The sequence below is a fragment of the Phycisphaerales bacterium AB-hyl4 genome, assembly GCA_041821185.1.
Classification (GTDB): domain Bacteria; phylum Planctomycetota; class Phycisphaerae; order Phycisphaerales; family Phycisphaeraceae; genus Natronomicrosphaera; species Natronomicrosphaera hydrolytica.
This window is the reverse complement of record JBGUBD010000004.1, coordinates 221155-235709: the sequence shown is the minus strand read 5'-3', so window position 1 is coordinate 235709 and position 14555 is coordinate 221155. Positions and strand designations below refer to the sequence as shown.

Genomic DNA, 14555 nt, shown 5'->3' with positions numbered 1-14555 from the left:
TCTAGTTTCGAGTTGGGGGAGGGGCGTTTGAGGGTCTTTACTTGCGGGGGCGTCATATGGCGACGATTCGACGCTTGGAGGACATCGAGGCCTGGCAGCGGGTACGTACGTTGACGCGAGCCGTGTATGAGGCGAGCAAGCGAGGCGGCTTCGCGCGTGATTTCCCACTGCGTGATCAGATTCGCAGGGCAAGCATTTCGATCATGTCGAATATCGCTGAAGGATTCGAGCGCGATGGAGCGAACGAGTTCGCGCAGTTCCTCTCGACAGCCAAGGCTTCGTCGGCGGAGGTGCGGTCGCAGTTGTATGTCGCGTTTGATCAGCATTACATCGACGAACACACGTTCAATCACCTTATGGAACTGGCGGACGAAACGGGTCGAATGATCGCCGGCTTTATGCAGTACCTCCGGAACACTGCCCACCGAGGAACGAAATACCGAAAAGCCTCCTCATCACCAACTCGAAACTCGAAACTCGAAACCCGGAACTCGAAACTGACTCACGCCATCGCCGGGGCGCCTGCGCCGTCGTCGGCGGGGGGCGCTTGGGTGGGGCGCGGGGGCTCGGGCTGGTTGGGGGCGGCTTTGGCGGCCTCGGCGTGCTCGGCTTGCTCGATGTCTTCGCCCGCACGGACGAGGCGAGCGGAGTTGAACACCACGGCCATCGAGCTGACCACGTGCAGCACGGCCGCAAGGATCGGGGCCTGGTGACCGCCCATGCCGGCGGCGAACAAGGCGAAGAACACGCCGATCGTCACGCCGCCGATGAGCATGTTCTGCTTGACGACGTTGCTGGTCTGTCGGCTGAGGTTGACCAGGAAGGGGATGCGGTTGAGGTTGTTATTCATCAGCGCAATGTTGGCTGAGTGAATGGCGACGTCGCTGCCGGCGGCGCCCATGGCAATGGAGATGTCGCCGGCGGCGAGGGCGGGGGCGTCGTTGACGCCGTCGCCGATGACCGCGACGCGGTGGCCGCGCGATTTGAGCTCGTCGACCATTTCAAGTTTCTGATGCGGGAGCACTTCGGATTTGTACTCGGTGTGCATCTGGGCGGCGACGCGCTGGGCGACGGACTCGCGGTCGCCGGTGACGATGATCAGCCGTTTGAGACCGAGCTCGCGAAGCTGGTCGATGGCGTTGGCGGCTTCGGGGCGGGTGTTGTCCGCGAGGCCGACCCAGCCCATGAGTTTGCCGTCCTGCAGGACGAACAGCGTCGAGAGGCCGTTGGCTTCGGGGCTTTGCTGGGCGGTCTGCACAGCGGTGCGGACGGCGTCGTCGTCGATGTACTCGCTGATCCACACGGCTCGGCCGACGAGCAGCGTTTTGCCGCCGACGACGGCGCGGACGCCCTTGCCGGCGACCTCTTCGAACTCGGTGGGCTCTTCGAGCTTGAGGCGGGCTTTGCGTGCGACGCTGGCGATGGCGCGGGCAACGGGGTGTCGCGAGCTTTGCTCGGCGGTGGCGGCGGCGCGGAGCAGGTCAGCGCCTTCGACGCCCTCGGCGGGCGAGAGGCGGGTGACTTCGAGCTGGCCGGTGGTGAGCGTGCCGGTCTTGTCGAAGACCATCGCGGTGAGGTTGCGGGCCGCTTCGAGATCGATGACGGACTTGATGAGCACACCTAGCCGGGCGGCGGCGGAGAGCGCGGCGACCATGGCGGTGGGTGTGGCGAGGATCAGCGGGCAGGGGCAGGCGATGACGAGCATGGCGATGGCGCGTCGGGCGGCGTCGTCAACGTCGGCGGTCTGGCTGGTGAAGAACCAGACGATGGCGACGAGCATGAGCACGGTGGGGGTGTACCAGGCGGCGTAGCGGTCGATCATTCGCATGATCGGGATTTTGGTTCGCTCGGCTTCGAGGATGAGGTCTTTGACGCGGCCGAGGGTGGTGTCTTCGCCGGCCTTGGTGACTTCGATGTCCATAGCGCCGGTGACGTTGATCGTGCCGCCGAAGACTTCGTCGCCCTCTTCTTTTTCGACGGGGACGGATTCGCCGGTGATCGGTGCCTGGTTGACGGTGCTGTTGCCGCGCTTGACTCGGCCGTCGGCGGGGATGTTGTCGCCGGGGCGGACGCGGACGACGTCGCCGGGCTGAAGTTCGCGGGCGTCGGCTTCGATCTCGTTGCCGGTGGCGTCGAGCTTGTAGGCCTTGGTGGGCGTGATGCGGATGAGCGATTCGATGGAGGCCTGGGCGCCGAGGGCGGTGCGGTTTTCGATGAGCACGGCGATGATCATGAAAAACGCGATGAAGCCGGCCTCGATGTACCAGCCGGCGGCGAAGGCGGCGACCACCGCGAGCGCGACCAGCTCGTTCATGTGGTAGTGGCCCTGGGCGAGGTCTTTGAGGGCGACCCAGACCAGCGGCCCGCCGAGCAGGACGGTGGCGATGCCGGCGAGGATGTCGCCGGTGTCGGGGGAGTCAAAGGTGAAGCTGGCGATCAGGGCGCATATCAGCAGCGTACCGCCGAGCAGCGTGATGATGATCTGAAAGCCAACGCGACCTGTCTGTTCTTCGACCTGGAGGTCGTCTTTGATGTAGTTGTGCGCCATGCCTGACGGTTCCCAGTTGACTTAAAGGTCCGAGTGGATTGACAGGATCTGTCTGGAAATCCCTTGTTGCCCGTACATTGTGGCAAATTTGCCGGCTGCTGCCACCTGACTCGCCGACCGGAAGATGATGAGTCGACCGGCGAACACGAGCAGCCGGTAACCCATACGGGGCGACATGCTACGAGGTTCGGGAGAATTACACCAACTGGGGGATGCGAGGGGGGCTGGGGCTTGGGGCGTGAGGCGTGTGGGGAGGGCTGCGCGACTTAAGTCGCTCAGCCTCAAGCCTCAAGCCTTGAACGTCAGCGGGTGGCGGCGCGGCGGAGGCGGTCGTTGATCGCGCGGCCGAGGCCGGTGTCGGGGACACGCTCGGCGATGATGAGATCGAGCCCGGCCGCGTCGAGCCGACGCATCGCGGCGAAGAGGTTCGCGGCCGCTTCGACCAGATCGCCAGCGGGAGAGAGCGGTTCAATGGTTGGGTGAATTTCGGATTTCGGATTTCGAATTTCGGATCTGGTCTGATCCGCTGAGCGGCCGAAGACGATCAGTCCGATTTTAAGTGGCTGTGATTTATTGGGATGTGTGATTTCGGGAAAATTCGAAATTCGAAATTCGAAATCCGAAATGCTCTCCACCACCTGCATGGGTGTGCGGGGGGCGTAATGTCGTTCGAGCATGCCGGGGGACTGTTGGCCGCGCTGCTCGGCTTGGGGATCGGGGGTTTGGGGGGTTGCGAGGGTGATCGGGCCTACGGTTTGTTCGATGGCTTCGAGGGTGAGGCCGCCGAGGCGGAGCAGGCGTGGGCGGTCGGGGTCGATGAGGGAGATGACCGTGCTTTCGACGCCGGTCTGGCAGGGGCCGCCGTCGAGGATGAGGTCGATCTGGTCGCCGAGCTCGGTTTGGACGTGGTCGGCGGTGGTGGGGCTGACGCCGCCGAAGCGGTTGGCGCTGGGCGCGGCGATGGGCAGATCGACGGCTCGCAGCAGCGCAAGGGCGACCGGGTGAGCGGGCACGCGCACCGCGACGGTGGGCAGGCCCGCGGTGACGAGGTCAGGGGGGGCGAGTTTCGAGTTTTGAGTTTCGAGTCTTGAGTTGGGGCCTTGGGCGTCTTGAACTCGAAACTCGGAACTCGAAACTTGAAACTTCGGGAGGACGAGCGTCAGCGGGCCGGGCCAGAAGGCGGTGGCGAGCTGCTGGGCGGTGTCGGGCCAGGCGGTGGTGAGGCGGCGGGCGGCGGCGAGGGAGGGGACGTGGACGATGAGCGGGTCGAAGTGGGGGCGGCCTTTGACCTGGAAGATGCGTGCGACGGCGGTGGTGTCGAGGGCGTTGGCGCCCAAGCCATAGACGGTTTCGGTGGGGAAGGCGACGAGCCCGCCACGACGGAGAATGTCCGCAGCGCGGGTGAGCGTTTTTTCGTCAATCGGAGGCGTGGGTGGGCCCGTAGTCATGGCGGGCTACTTTACATGGTGGGCATGTTGGCTGCGAAGCGCTGCGATCTGGCTGTGGGGTGGGGCGCGTTTGGGGGCGGGGCGAAGAGCGCGGTGCGAGCACCGCGGCTAAATGATGGGTGGGCGTAGAATCGAGGGGATGGTGATGTGATGGAATCGGCGATCGAGTGGCGGCCGTAGCTTTTAAGGAGAGGGCGGGCGACGGGGTGGTTTGGAAGTGCACTGAGGCAGAATCGTGAAAGGAACAGGTTATGCCTTCGAAGTGGCGGAATAAGGATGAACGGCAGTACGAGCATGTGAAGGAAAGCGAGCTCGAACGAGGCTCGAGCGAGGAGCGGGCGAAGGAGGTGGCTGGGCGTACGGTGAACAAGCAGCGGCGGGAGGAGGGGCGGACACCGAACGAGAAGACGGAGGGGACGGGCAATCCGAATCAGTCGTTGGAATCGCGTTCGCGTGACGAGCTGTACAACCAGGCGAAGGAGCTGGGGATTGCGGGCCGCAGCCGAATGAACAAGGACGAGTTGGTTGAGGCGATTCGAAAGAAGCGATGAGTTTGGTTGGTGTGCTTGGTGGGTTGCGGTTTTACAGCAGCATCCACGTGGCGAGGGCGAGGTAGACGGTGGTGGTCATGATGTCGGCGATCATGAGGACGACGGGGCCCGAGGCGACGCGGGGGTCGAGCTTGGCGGCGTGGAGGATGACGGGCGTGCCGAGGCCGACGATGGCGGAGGCGGTCATGGCCAGGAGGATGCTGACGCCGAGCACGACGGCGGGCGGGGGCATGGTCGTACCGCCGGGGAAGAAAAGTGATGCGACCGCGACGGCGCTGCCGCCTGTGACGCCGAGCAGGAGGGCGGTTTTCCACTCGACGTTGAGGCGAGTGCGGACGGGCCGCCAGGGGACCTTTTTGCTGTGCATGAACTGGAGGCCGATGGTCATGGCCTGCATGGAGATGGATTCGCTGAGGGTGAGCACGAGCGGGAAGAACATGGCGAGCAGGACGACGGCGTCGAGCACATCGCGAAACAGAGCGCCGATGATGGCGCAGACGATGCCGCTGAAGAGGTTGCAGACCAGCCAGGGCATGCGGAGGCGGTAGCCGGCGAGGGCCGTGCCGTGTCGGGCCTGTTCGACGGAGAGGCCGATGACCTGCACGAGGTCGTTGTCGTCGTGCTGAGACTCGGCGAGGTCGAAGGCCTCGTCGGCGTAGAGGCGGGCGTCGACGAAGCCGATCAGGTGCTGATCAGCGTCGACAACAGGCAGGGCGAGCAGGCGGTGGATGGCGAACTCTTCAAGGACGTCCTGCAAAGTGAACGTTTCCTGTACCGCGACGACGTTGGGGCTCATCAGGTCGCGGACGGGAGTCTTTGGGTTGGCGAGCAGGAGCTGTCGGGTGGGCATGACGCCGACGAGCTTGTTGTCCTTGTCGACGACGTAGAAGTAGATCGCGCCGTGGCGGACGGTGCCGTGTCGCAGTTGAGCGAGGGCGTCGCCGATGGAGAGGTCGGCTTTTAACACGGAATCGACGGGCGCGACGAAGTCGCGAACCGTGCGTGTCAGATCACTCGGCGGGGCCCCACTCATGGCGAGGGGATTATAGGAAGAAACACGTCGGCTGCGTTTCCTATAATGGCGAATCTATGCCAGGCAGGACAGACTACGACGTGATTGTCATCGGCGGCGGGCACGCAGGCGCGGAAGCGGCGTGGGCGGCGGCGAATATGCTGCGCGACAGGCCCGTGCGGAACGGCCGAGTGGCGCTGGTGACGATGGACCCGAGCAAGATCGGAGCGATGAGCTGCAACCCGGCGATCGGCGGCCTGGCGAAGGGGCAGATCGTCCGCGAGGTCGATGCGCTGGGCGGGCTGATGGGGCTCGCGGCGGACGCGACGGGGATTCAGTTTCGCGTGCTCAACGCGTCGAAGGGGCCTGCGGTGCGCGGGCCGCGGTGTCAGAGCGACAAGTATCGCTACGCCGACGAGGTGCAGCGACTGCTCGCGACGCGGGAGAATCTGGACATTCTCGCGGGCACGGTGGATGAGTTTTTCCTGCGCGACGGGCGGATGACGGGCGTGGTGTATACGCCGAGCGCGGCGTGCAACACAACGCCGTGGCGGGAGCGGCAGGCGGGTGAGTCGTGGGGCGACAGTTGTTGCTCGGGCGAGTATTTCACCGGGCCTCATGGGGAAGACCCGATCCTCGCGCCGACGCGGTTGAACGCGCGGGCGGTGGTGCTCACGACGGGCACGTTCATGCGCGGGCTGATGCATACGGGCGAGGCGCAGACGCCCGGCGGCCGAGTGGGCGAGAAGGCGGCGGGGACGATCAGCGATGCGCTGCGGAAGCTTGGGTTTGAGTTGGGACGGTTGAAGACGGGGACGCCGCCACGACTTGATGGGCGGACGCTTGATGTGGCGGGGCTTGAATTGCAGCCGGGGGATGATCGGCCGGTGCCGTTCAGTGATATGACGGGGGTTGGGGAGATCGTGGGTGGGCAGAGCAGCTTAAGCTGCTCTGCCATTGGGGTGGCGTATGAAAAGGTTGCGGGGCGGTTTCCGGTGTTGGAGCAGCGGCCTTGCTGGATCACGCATACGAACGCGGAGATTCATGAACTGATCCGGGCGAACCTGGATCGTGCGCCGATGTACAACGGACAGATCGCCACGGCGGGCCCGCGCTACTGTCCGAGCATCGAAGACAAAGTCGTGCGCTTTGCGGATCGGACGTCGCATCATGTGTTCCTCGAACCGGAATCGTTGAGCACGGACGAGATTTACTGCAACGGCATTTCGACGAGCCTGCCAGGTGATGTGCAGGAGCGAATCGTTCGACAGATGCCGGGCTGTGAGCGGGCGACGATTCTGCGGTATGGCTATGCCGTGGAATATGACATGGTGCTGCCACATCAGATTGATGCGACGGCGATGACCAAGCGTGTGCCGGGGCTGTTCCTGGCCGGGCAGATCAATGGCACGACAGGTTATGAAGAGGCGGCAGGGCAGGGACTGGTTGCGGGCGTGAACGCGGTGCGGTTTGTGCGTGATGAGGAGCCGATGCGGTTGGGCCGTGACGAGGCGTACATCGGTGTGTTGATGGACGATCTGGTGACGAAGACGCCGCGCGAGCCTTATCGCATGTTCACCAGCCGGGCGGAGTTCAGGCTGCTGTTGCGGGCGGACAACTCGGACGAACGGCTGACGCCGATGGGTCGCGGGCTGGGGCTGGTGGATGATGCGCGTTGGCAGGTGTACGAAGCACGGCGGTCGGCGATGGACGCGCTGCGCGGGTACATGGATCGGCAGCGCGTGGACGGCGTGTCGTTGACGAAGTGGGCACGTCGGCCGCGGGTGGATGTGGACGCGCTGCACGCCGCGCTCAGCTCATTTAGCCGCGTCGCAAGCGACGCGGCTAAATGGGGGGCTGAATGTGAGACGGACGCCGATACGTTGCCACCGCTCGCCTATGACCGCCGTACGCTCGCGAGCGTGCTGGCGGACTTGCAATATGCCGGGTACATCGATCGTCAGCGGCGTGAGGTGGAGCAGTTGCGTGATCAGGAAGCGTCGCCGCTGCCGACGGATTTGGATTATGCGACCGTTAAGGGCTTGCGCAGCGAGGCGGCGGACGTGCTCAATCAGTTCAAGCCGACGACGTTCGGACAGGCGGGTCGGCTGGCGGGGGTGAACCCGGCGGACCTGATGGTGGTCAGCCTGGCGGTGGGGCGGTAGGCGTTTTCGCGGGGCGTGCATTTGCTCGACATGTCGCTTAGCCGGTATTGTTGACGGCTTATCACGAATCGAAACCCTGTTGCGAATATAGAACCACCATGCCCAGTCGAACCGCTGCATCGGACTGTCTTATTGTGATCTTCGGCGCCTCCGGCGACCTGACGAAGCGCAAACTCATCCCCGCGCTGTATGACCTTTATCACGCGAAACTGCTTACGAACAACTTCGCGGTCATGGGCATCAGCCGAACGTCGTACAGCGATGACCAGTTTCGCGATTACCTCAAGAAGCACGCGAAGCAGTTTTCCAAGCACTTTGATGAGCAGACGTGGAAAGAGTTTGCTCCTCGGCTGCACTATCACGCGGGCGACTCGACGAAGAGCGAAGCGTTTCCCGAGATCAAGTCGCGCATGTGCGAGCTGGCGGCGGAGCATGACACGGGGGACAACTCGCTGTTTTATCTGTCGGTCGCGCCGCGGCTGTATGACTCGATCATCGAGAACATCGGTCGGCATGACATGGTCACGGAAGGTCGCGCGTGGTGTTCGATCAACCGCGAGCAGCAGTCGTGGCAGCGGATCATTGTCGAGAAGCCGTTCGGCCGGGATTTGAAGTCGGCGGCACACTTAAACCGCGTGCTCGGCCGAGTGTTTGAAGACGACAGCGTGTTCCGCATCGACCACTACCTGGGCAAGGAGACGGTGCAGAACCTGATGGTGTTCCGCTTTGCGAACGCGATCTTCGAGCCGATCTGGAACCGGACGTATATCGACCACGTGCAGATCACCGCTGCGGAGACAGTGGGCGTGGAAGGCCGAGGCGGCTACTACGATGGGCCGGACGGCGGGGCGATGCGCGACATGATTCAAAGCCACCTTCTGAACGTGATGGCGCTGGTGGCGATGGAGCCGCCGGTGACGATGCGGGCGGACCACATTCGGCAGGAGAACACGAAGGTGCTCACCGCAGTGCGGGAGATCCGGCCGGAGGTGGTGAGCAAGGCGGCGGTGCGCGGGCAGTACGTCGCGGGCAGTCATGGCGGGAAGCCGGCGATCGGCTTTCTGGAAGAGGAAGGCGTGGACGCGGGCAGCCGAACGGAGACGTATGCGGCGCTACAGGTGTTTGTAGACAACTGGCGTTGGCAGGGCGTGCCGTTCTACCTGCGGTCGGGCAAGCGGCTGCCTGCGAAGACGACGGAGATTGTGGTGTATTTCAAGCCGACGCCGCACAGCCTGTTTCGCGGCGTGAGCGGGATGAATGATCTGACGCCGAACCAGATCGTGATCAACGTGCAGCCGGACGAGGGGATTCGCCTGCGGTTCGAGGGCAAGGTGCCCGGCATCGGCATGAAGATCAAGTCGGTGGTGATGGACTTTGACTACGCGGAGCAGTTCCAGGCCGACCCGCCCGAGGCGTATGCGACGCTGCTGCTGGATGCGATGCGCGGCGACCAGACGCTATACAAGCAGCGCGAGGAGATCGAGCAGGCGTGGCGGATCGTGCAGCCCGTGCTCGACGCATGGGAAGCAAACCGCGACGAAACGATCCCGACCTACCCGGCGGGGAGTTGGGGCCCGCCGGCGGCGGACATCATGCTCGCACGCGACAGCCGACACTGGCGAATCCCGTGATCGCTCGGGTGAACGCTGGCTGTTAAGCTACCCGCCATGCACCTGCACGACGCCGAGCGCCTCGCCCTGACGTTGATGAACGAACACGGGCTGATCGAAAAGGGTTGGCGTTTCCGCTGGAGCCGGGGCAAGCGCCAGTTGGGCCTTGCGCAAATCCGACGCCGACCTGACCGCCACACCGGGCAGGTCGGCGTGGTCCGGACCATCCGGCTTTCGCAACACCTGGTCCAACTCAACGGCGAAGCTGAGGTCCGCGACACGATCCTGCACGAGATCGCCCACGCTCTGGCTGGCCTGGAGCACGGCCACGACGCGCATTGGCAGGCGGTGTGCCGGCGCGTCGGCGCGAAGCCACAGCGACTGGCCGATGCGACCGTAAGGACGCCGATCGCCCGCTACCAGGTGGTATGTGGTCGCTGTCGGCGCGTGTTGGCAACACGGCACCGACGCGCGAGCCGCCGTTGGCTGCAGCGGGCTTATTGCAGGCACTGCGGCCCTGAGACGATCAGTCGACTGAACATCTGCGACGTGGCTACGGTTCAGCCGCATGCGCCGCTTCGGTCTTCGCCCTCGATGCCGATTCCCACTTCAGCACCCACCAGCCAAGTTTGAACAATTACACCGACGAGAGCGCCTCGTCGAAGCACCAATGAGTAGTTGACCATCTGTATAGAAACTGTATTATTTGAATGCAATTTATCATAAAGAACCTCACTGTCGAGGGTGTTTCGCCAGTTCCGCGTCAAGGGGTGCGTCGTTAAGGAATGCGAACACGGTAAGAACGGCCGACAAACAGCCCGAAAGCCCGCCGTCGATTCTCTGGCCTCTGCTCAGGCCTGCCGATCGTCCGCCGACGACCCCGCCATGTGAATGCTTAGATGTCCATGACTCAGCAACTGTTCGCCATACGGAACCATCAATCAGGAGCCACCATCCATATGCAGAATCCACCCGTATCGACGAAGCTCACACTGATGGCGGCCATCGTCGGGTGTCTGCTGCTGGCGACCACCCTCCGGGCCGACGCGCCTCAACATCCGGCGGTGTTGATCGATTTTGATGCGACGTGGAAATACCACGATGGCAACGAAGACCTCGGCACGGCCTGGAAGACGCCGGACTACAACGACCGCGACTGGAAGGCGGGCCCGGCTCTGCTGGGCTATGACACGCGGGGCCGACAGGATCGCTGGCCCGAGCCGGGGCTGCAGACGGAACTGCAGGAAAACCTGGTTACCTACTACTTCCGCAAGAGCTTCGACTTTGGCGGCTCGCTCGAAGGCGTTCAACTCCAGTTGGACCAGATCATCGACGACGCGGCGGTCTATTACCTCAACGGCGAAGAGATCGGCCGAAGCGAACTGATGCCCGAAGGCGAAGTCGGTTTCGGCACGCAGGCCACGCGTTACACCAATCCGAGCGTGGAGCAGGATGTCTTCGACATCGACAGCTCGCATCTGCGCGAAGGCCGTAACGTCCTGGCCGTGATGGTCGCCAACAACACTGCCCGCAGTTCCGACATCTGCTTCGGCGCCCGCTTGCAGGTTGTGAAGGATGTGCAGACGCCGGCGGCGCTCTACCTCACCTGGCAGCGCGACCCCACCACGACGATGACCATCCAGTGGCACACGGAGCAGCTGCACGATGAAGTCACCATCGAGTACGGCCCGGCAGGCAGCGATGAACTGTCACGCACCGACGGCGACACCCGTCCCATGCCCCATTCGGATCGCCACATCCAGACCGTCGAGCTGACCGATCTGGAACCCGGCAGCGACTACCGGTTTCGCATTTACCGCTCGGGCGATGGCAACAGCAGCTCGTTTTACACCTTCCGCACCATGCCCGCGGAAGCGGACCGCCCGATCCGCATCGCCGTCGGCGGCGACACCCGCCACAGCCAGGCAAGGATGGAGCAGACCAACCGAGTCGCAGCGAGCCTCGATCCGGACTTCATCGTCTGGGGCGGCGACCTCGCCTACGCCGACGGCCGGGCCGACCGCGTCGACCGCTGGTACGAGTACTTCAATGCGATCATGAACACGTTGATCACCGACGAAGGGCGGGTGATCCCGACCATCGTGGGCATCGGCAACCACGAAATGCTGCGGCCGCGCGGCGGCAACTACTACTTTAACTTTCCCGAGTTTGACGAGCCGGAAGACTACTACACCCACGACGGCGACCTCGACCAGTGGCGAAACGACAACGCGCCATACTTTTTCGCGCTGTTCGCCTTCCCCGGCCAGCCGGGCTACGGCGTGCTGGACTTCGGCGACTATCTATCCATCGTGCTGCCCGACACGAACCATGCCAACCCCATCCCCGGCGAGCAGACGCAGTGGCTCGAACAGGTCCTGGCCGACCGTGAGCACGTTCAGCATGTGATCCCGGTCTATCACGTGCCGGGGTACCCCTCTGCCCGTCCGTTCACCGGTCGAGCGTCACGGGAAGTTCGTGAGCATTGGTCGCCGTTGTTCGAGCAGCAGGGCAACATCCGCGTCGCCTTTGAAAACCACGACCATGCCTACAAGCGCACCGTGCCCATCCGCGATGGCGAGGAGCATGAAGATGGCGTCGTCTACATCGGCGACGGCGCATGGGGCGTCGGCGTCCGCGACGTTCATGACGTCGACGAAACCTGGTATCTCGAACGAGCCGAGTCAATTCGCCATCTGATCCTGGTCACGATTGACGGCCAGTCGCAGGACTACACGGTCATCAGCGAACACGGCGAAGAGATCGACCATTACGTCCCGAAAGCGCGGTAAGGCTCAGGGTGGTCCTTGACCCGCTAACGTTTTCTGATCCAGTCAAAGTGAGAAAAGCCTGGCGAATGAAGCGAACTCGCTGGGGAGCCAGGTTGCCCATCGCGCTGTGGGGCCGATGCCGATTGTAATCGATTCGCCAGGCCTCTAGCTTCTTTCGGGCATCAGCGATCGACAGGAACCAGTTCTCGTTCAGGCGATCGACGTCCGTTACTCAGCAGACCGGTCACGCACACGCACACCGGGTCGTTGCCCCCGGGGGACTACCTGTCTTCGTACATCGCGGCGATGGAAGCCGCCGGCGGTACGGCCGATGAAAGCGAGATCGAGCAGTTGCGCGCCCAATACGGGCTCGACGACCCGTTTCTCGTGCGCTATGTCAACTGGTTGGGTCGGCTCTCGCCGATTGGCTGGGCGCAGGGGGAAGAGGTGCGGGTGAGCGCGATCTCATGGGTGGGGCATCCCGTGCTCAAGTGGCCGGACATGGGCATGAGCTTTGAGTATCAGGAGCCGGTGACGAGCCTGATCGGCGAGCGACCTGGCAATGGCCGGTGCCATCGTGCTGCTGAGCCTGTACGTGATGGCGGCCTTGTGAGAGTTCGTCGCCCCCTACGGGCTCGACAGCCGGCACATGGATCATGTCAGCGCGCCGCCGCAGCGCATCAAGTTCGTCTCGGAGCAGGGCGTTCACCTACGGCCGTTGAGGTGACCCGCGGGTCGGTACCCGATCCGTTCGCCAAGGTGCCCGGCTGCGCATTTCACGCGCGCTGCCCGGAAGCGGTGGCAGGCACGTGTGATCAGGGCGGACCGCCGGCGTTGTGCGAGGTGCGCCCGGGGCATGCCTCGGCGTGTCTGATTCGGCAGAAGGAGCATGGCGATGCATGACGCGGCTACCATCGCCGATCCACCGGCGACGCCCGAAGGCCGGGCGCTGCTGTCATCACGGAGCGCTTGTTCGTCGGACATTGGCAAGACGCTTTGAAACGTCACCTCAACTAAAGGTTCATCTCACGCTTGACCTGGGCGAACGCCTCGATGGCCGCATCCAGTTGCTCACGCGTGTGGCCGGCGGAGATCTGCGTGCGAATCCGCGCAGCGCCCATCGGTACGACCGGATAGGAAAATGCGACCACATACACACCCAACTCGTAAATCCGCGCCGCCAGCCGCCCGGCCAGGTGTCCAGGATGCTGAACGCCTGGCCGGGCGGCTGGCGGACCCGGATTGGAAGATCAGTCAGGCCACCGCCTCCATATCTCCGATGGGCAGATCGATGGTTTTGAGTACGAAGCGACCGGGGTCGGCTTCCGCAATGCGAATGCGGGCTCAGTCGCATCGGTCCTGGTCCTGGCCAACACGAGCGAATCCGGCGGTGATCGGATGTTCTATGTGGACGACCTTCGTGTCATACCCGAGCCAACCGCGGCGACGATGTTACTGACGCTGGGCGGCGCCTTGGCGATGACCCGACGACGGTCACGACAATGACCTGTCAACATCCGCCAGCGGTGGTGGCGCAGGTGTTGGAAAATTAGTCTACGCCAGTTCAGGCGACACGTGTTCAACATATGAAACGGCGCTCGGCGAAAACCGGGCTCATTTCTTGGAACGATGTAAACCGGTCATGAATGTGCGATAGGAAACCATGATGAACAAGCGGCTGCCGAAGACGACGGGATCGCATCGCGACAAAGCGTTTACCATCATCGAATTGATCGTGGTTATATCGATCATAGCTTTGCTAATCGCTATTTTGCTTCCGGCTCTCCAGCAAGCAAGAAGTATCGCCCGGATCGCTGCGTGCAAAAGCAATCAGCGTCAGATCGGCATTGCTATCCATGTTTACGCGAACGATTTCAATGGATATGCCCCGTACAACAGTGCGGCTACTGCGACTTCTCCGCAAATGTTTTATTTTAATCCGGTCACACTCGCGGCTCGTCTGGTTAACAGCTACGAATACCTTCCTCAGACCCGGCCCGCATGGGGGTATACAGATGTTATGCAGTGCCCTGGCGACCCCAACCCTTGGTATGCGGCGTCCCTCGGCGGCTCCTATGCTAAAAGCTATCGCTATCGACAAGCGTACAACGGTATCGCCAATGGTGAGCCGGATGATGAGCCGTTGCGCCTGGACAGCAAACCTGATTTCTACCAGAAAACGGCTACATGGTTTCTGGTCGAGTCATTCACCCAAACCACATTCAACGGCCAAACCCTCATTATTCCGACTACTTTTGCCAACGCGACGCTGAACGCGGCGCTCTATTCCGGTTACGGAACGGTCGACCGTAACACCGTCAATTCGCAGTGGCACGAGGATGGAACCAACGTGCTTTACGAAGATGGCCACGTTGGCTGGGCGCCATGGGGTGAGCCGCAGTTCGGCCACTGATCTGTCGACGACTGTGTCAAGTTACCTCGATTACAGA

At 63.0% G+C, this 14555-nt stretch carries 11 protein-coding genes and 3 pseudogenes; 9 read left to right on the top strand and 5 right to left on the bottom strand.

The window, feature by feature from the left end; all coding sequences use genetic code 11:
• Window positions 1–56: 56 nt before the first annotated feature.
• Window positions 57–398, top strand: a pseudogene (locus ACERK3_07600) (four helix bundle protein).
• 104 nt (window positions 399–502) lie between these two features.
• Here ACERK3_07600 and ACERK3_07595 read toward each other — a convergent pair.
• Window positions 503–2548, bottom strand: coding sequence for a heavy metal translocating P-type ATPase (locus tag ACERK3_07595; GenBank protein MFA9478158.1), 2046 nt, complete (start codon window positions 2546–2548; stop codon window positions 503–505).
• A 302-nt stretch (window positions 2549–2850) separates the two neighbouring features.
• Window positions 2851–3996 (bottom strand): L-threonylcarbamoyladenylate synthase, encoded by a 1146-nt coding sequence (locus ACERK3_07590; protein ID MFA9478157.1) that lies wholly within the window; start codon window positions 3994–3996, stop codon window positions 2851–2853.
• Window positions 3997–4247: 251 nt separating this feature from the next.
• Here ACERK3_07590 and ACERK3_07585 point away from each other — a divergent pair, with 251 nt between their 5' ends.
• Entirely contained in the window at window positions 4248–4547 is a 300-nt protein-coding gene (locus ACERK3_07585) for a Rho termination factor N-terminal domain-containing protein (GenBank protein ID MFA9478156.1), read from the top strand.
• A 31-nt stretch (window positions 4548–4578) separates the two neighbouring features.
• Here ACERK3_07585 and ACERK3_07580 read toward each other — a convergent pair whose 3' ends face one another.
• Window positions 4579–5580 carry a magnesium transporter gene (locus tag ACERK3_07580; protein ID MFA9478155.1) on the bottom strand — a complete coding sequence of 334 codons (1002 nt, stop codon included), beginning with the start codon at window positions 5578–5580 and terminating at the stop codon, window positions 4579–4581.
• A 56-nt stretch (window positions 5581–5636) separates the two neighbouring features.
• On the opposite strand from ACERK3_07580, the gene ACERK3_07575 reads away from it, so the two are divergent.
• The 4 genes from ACERK3_07575 (at window position 5637) to ACERK3_07560 (ending at window position 12126) form a co-directional block, all read left to right on the top strand.
• Window positions 5637–7724, top strand: coding sequence for a tRNA uridine-5-carboxymethylaminomethyl(34) synthesis enzyme MnmG (locus ACERK3_07575; GenBank protein MFA9478154.1), 2088 nt, complete (start codon window positions 5637–5639; stop codon window positions 7722–7724).
• A gap of 98 nt (window positions 7725–7822) precedes the next feature.
• Entirely contained in the window at window positions 7823–9355 is a 1533-nt protein-coding gene (zwf, locus tag ACERK3_07570) for a glucose-6-phosphate dehydrogenase (protein ID MFA9478153.1), read from the top strand.
• A 36-nt stretch (window positions 9356–9391) separates the two neighbouring features.
• A complete protein-coding gene (locus ACERK3_07565; GenBank protein MFA9478152.1) occupies window positions 9392–9967 on the top strand; it encodes a SprT-like domain-containing protein in 576 nt (191 codons plus the stop codon).
• Between the two features lie 326 nt (window positions 9968–10293).
• The gene (locus ACERK3_07560) at window positions 10294–12126 is read left to right on the top strand and encodes a fibronectin type III domain-containing protein (protein ID MFA9478151.1); all 1833 of its coding nucleotides are present in this window, start codon (window positions 10294–10296) and stop codon (window positions 12124–12126) included.
• 82 nt (window positions 12127–12208) lie between these two features.
• On the opposite strand, the pseudogene ACERK3_07555 reads toward ACERK3_07560, so the two are convergent.
• A pseudogene (locus tag ACERK3_07555) lies at window positions 12209–12319 on the bottom strand (integrase core domain-containing protein).
• Between the two features lie 53 nt (window positions 12320–12372).
• Between ACERK3_07555 and ACERK3_07550 the strand changes: the two are divergent.
• The gene (locus tag ACERK3_07550; GenBank protein ID MFA9478150.1) at window positions 12373–13008 is read left to right on the top strand and encodes a hypothetical protein; all 636 of its coding nucleotides are present in this window, start codon (window positions 12373–12375) and stop codon (window positions 13006–13008) included.
• 110 nt (window positions 13009–13118) lie between these two features.
• Here ACERK3_07550 and ACERK3_07545 read toward each other — a convergent pair.
• Window positions 13119–13301, bottom strand: a pseudogene (locus ACERK3_07545) (aminotransferase class I/II-fold pyridoxal phosphate-dependent enzyme).
• 46 nt (window positions 13302–13347) lie between these two features.
• Between ACERK3_07545 and ACERK3_07540 the strand changes: the two are divergent.
• Together ACERK3_07540 and ACERK3_07535 are read left to right on the top strand one after the other, a co-directional pair.
• Window positions 13348–13611, top strand: coding sequence for a PEP-CTERM sorting domain-containing protein (locus tag ACERK3_07540; protein MFA9478149.1), 264 nt, complete (start codon window positions 13348–13350; stop codon window positions 13609–13611).
• Window positions 13612–13768: 157 nt separating this feature from the next.
• On the top strand, window positions 13769–14518 hold the full coding sequence (locus ACERK3_07535; protein MFA9478148.1) for a type II secretion system protein: 750 nt from the start codon (window positions 13769–13771) through the stop codon (window positions 14516–14518).
• Window positions 14519–14555: the final 37 nt, after the last annotated feature.

Coding starts and splice junctions, on each gene's coding strand:
- ACERK3_07565 (MFA9478152.1), top strand. CDS start 9,392: ATGCACCTGCACGACGCCGAGCGCCTCGCCCTGACGTTGATGAACGAA.
- zwf (MFA9478153.1), top strand. CDS start 7,823: ATGCCCAGTCGAACCGCTGCATCGGACTGTCTTATTGTGATCTTCGGC.
- ACERK3_07535 (MFA9478148.1), top strand. CDS start 13,769: ATGATGAACAAGCGGCTGCCGAAGACGACGGGATCGCATCGCGACAAA.
- ACERK3_07575 (MFA9478154.1), top strand. CDS start 5,637: ATGCCAGGCAGGACAGACTACGACGTGATTGTCATCGGCGGCGGGCAC.
- ACERK3_07560 (MFA9478151.1), top strand. CDS start 10,294: ATGCAGAATCCACCCGTATCGACGAAGCTCACACTGATGGCGGCCATC.
- ACERK3_07590 (MFA9478157.1), bottom strand. CDS start 3,996: ATGACTACGGGCCCACCCACGCCTCCGATTGACGAAAAAACGCTCACC.
- ACERK3_07580 (MFA9478155.1), bottom strand. CDS start 5,580: ATGAGTGGGGCCCCGCCGAGTGATCTGACACGCACGGTTCGCGACTTC.
- ACERK3_07585 (MFA9478156.1), top strand. CDS start 4,248: ATGCCTTCGAAGTGGCGGAATAAGGATGAACGGCAGTACGAGCATGTG.
- ACERK3_07595 (MFA9478158.1), bottom strand. CDS start 2,548: ATGGCGCACAACTACATCAAAGACGACCTCCAGGTCGAAGAACAGACA.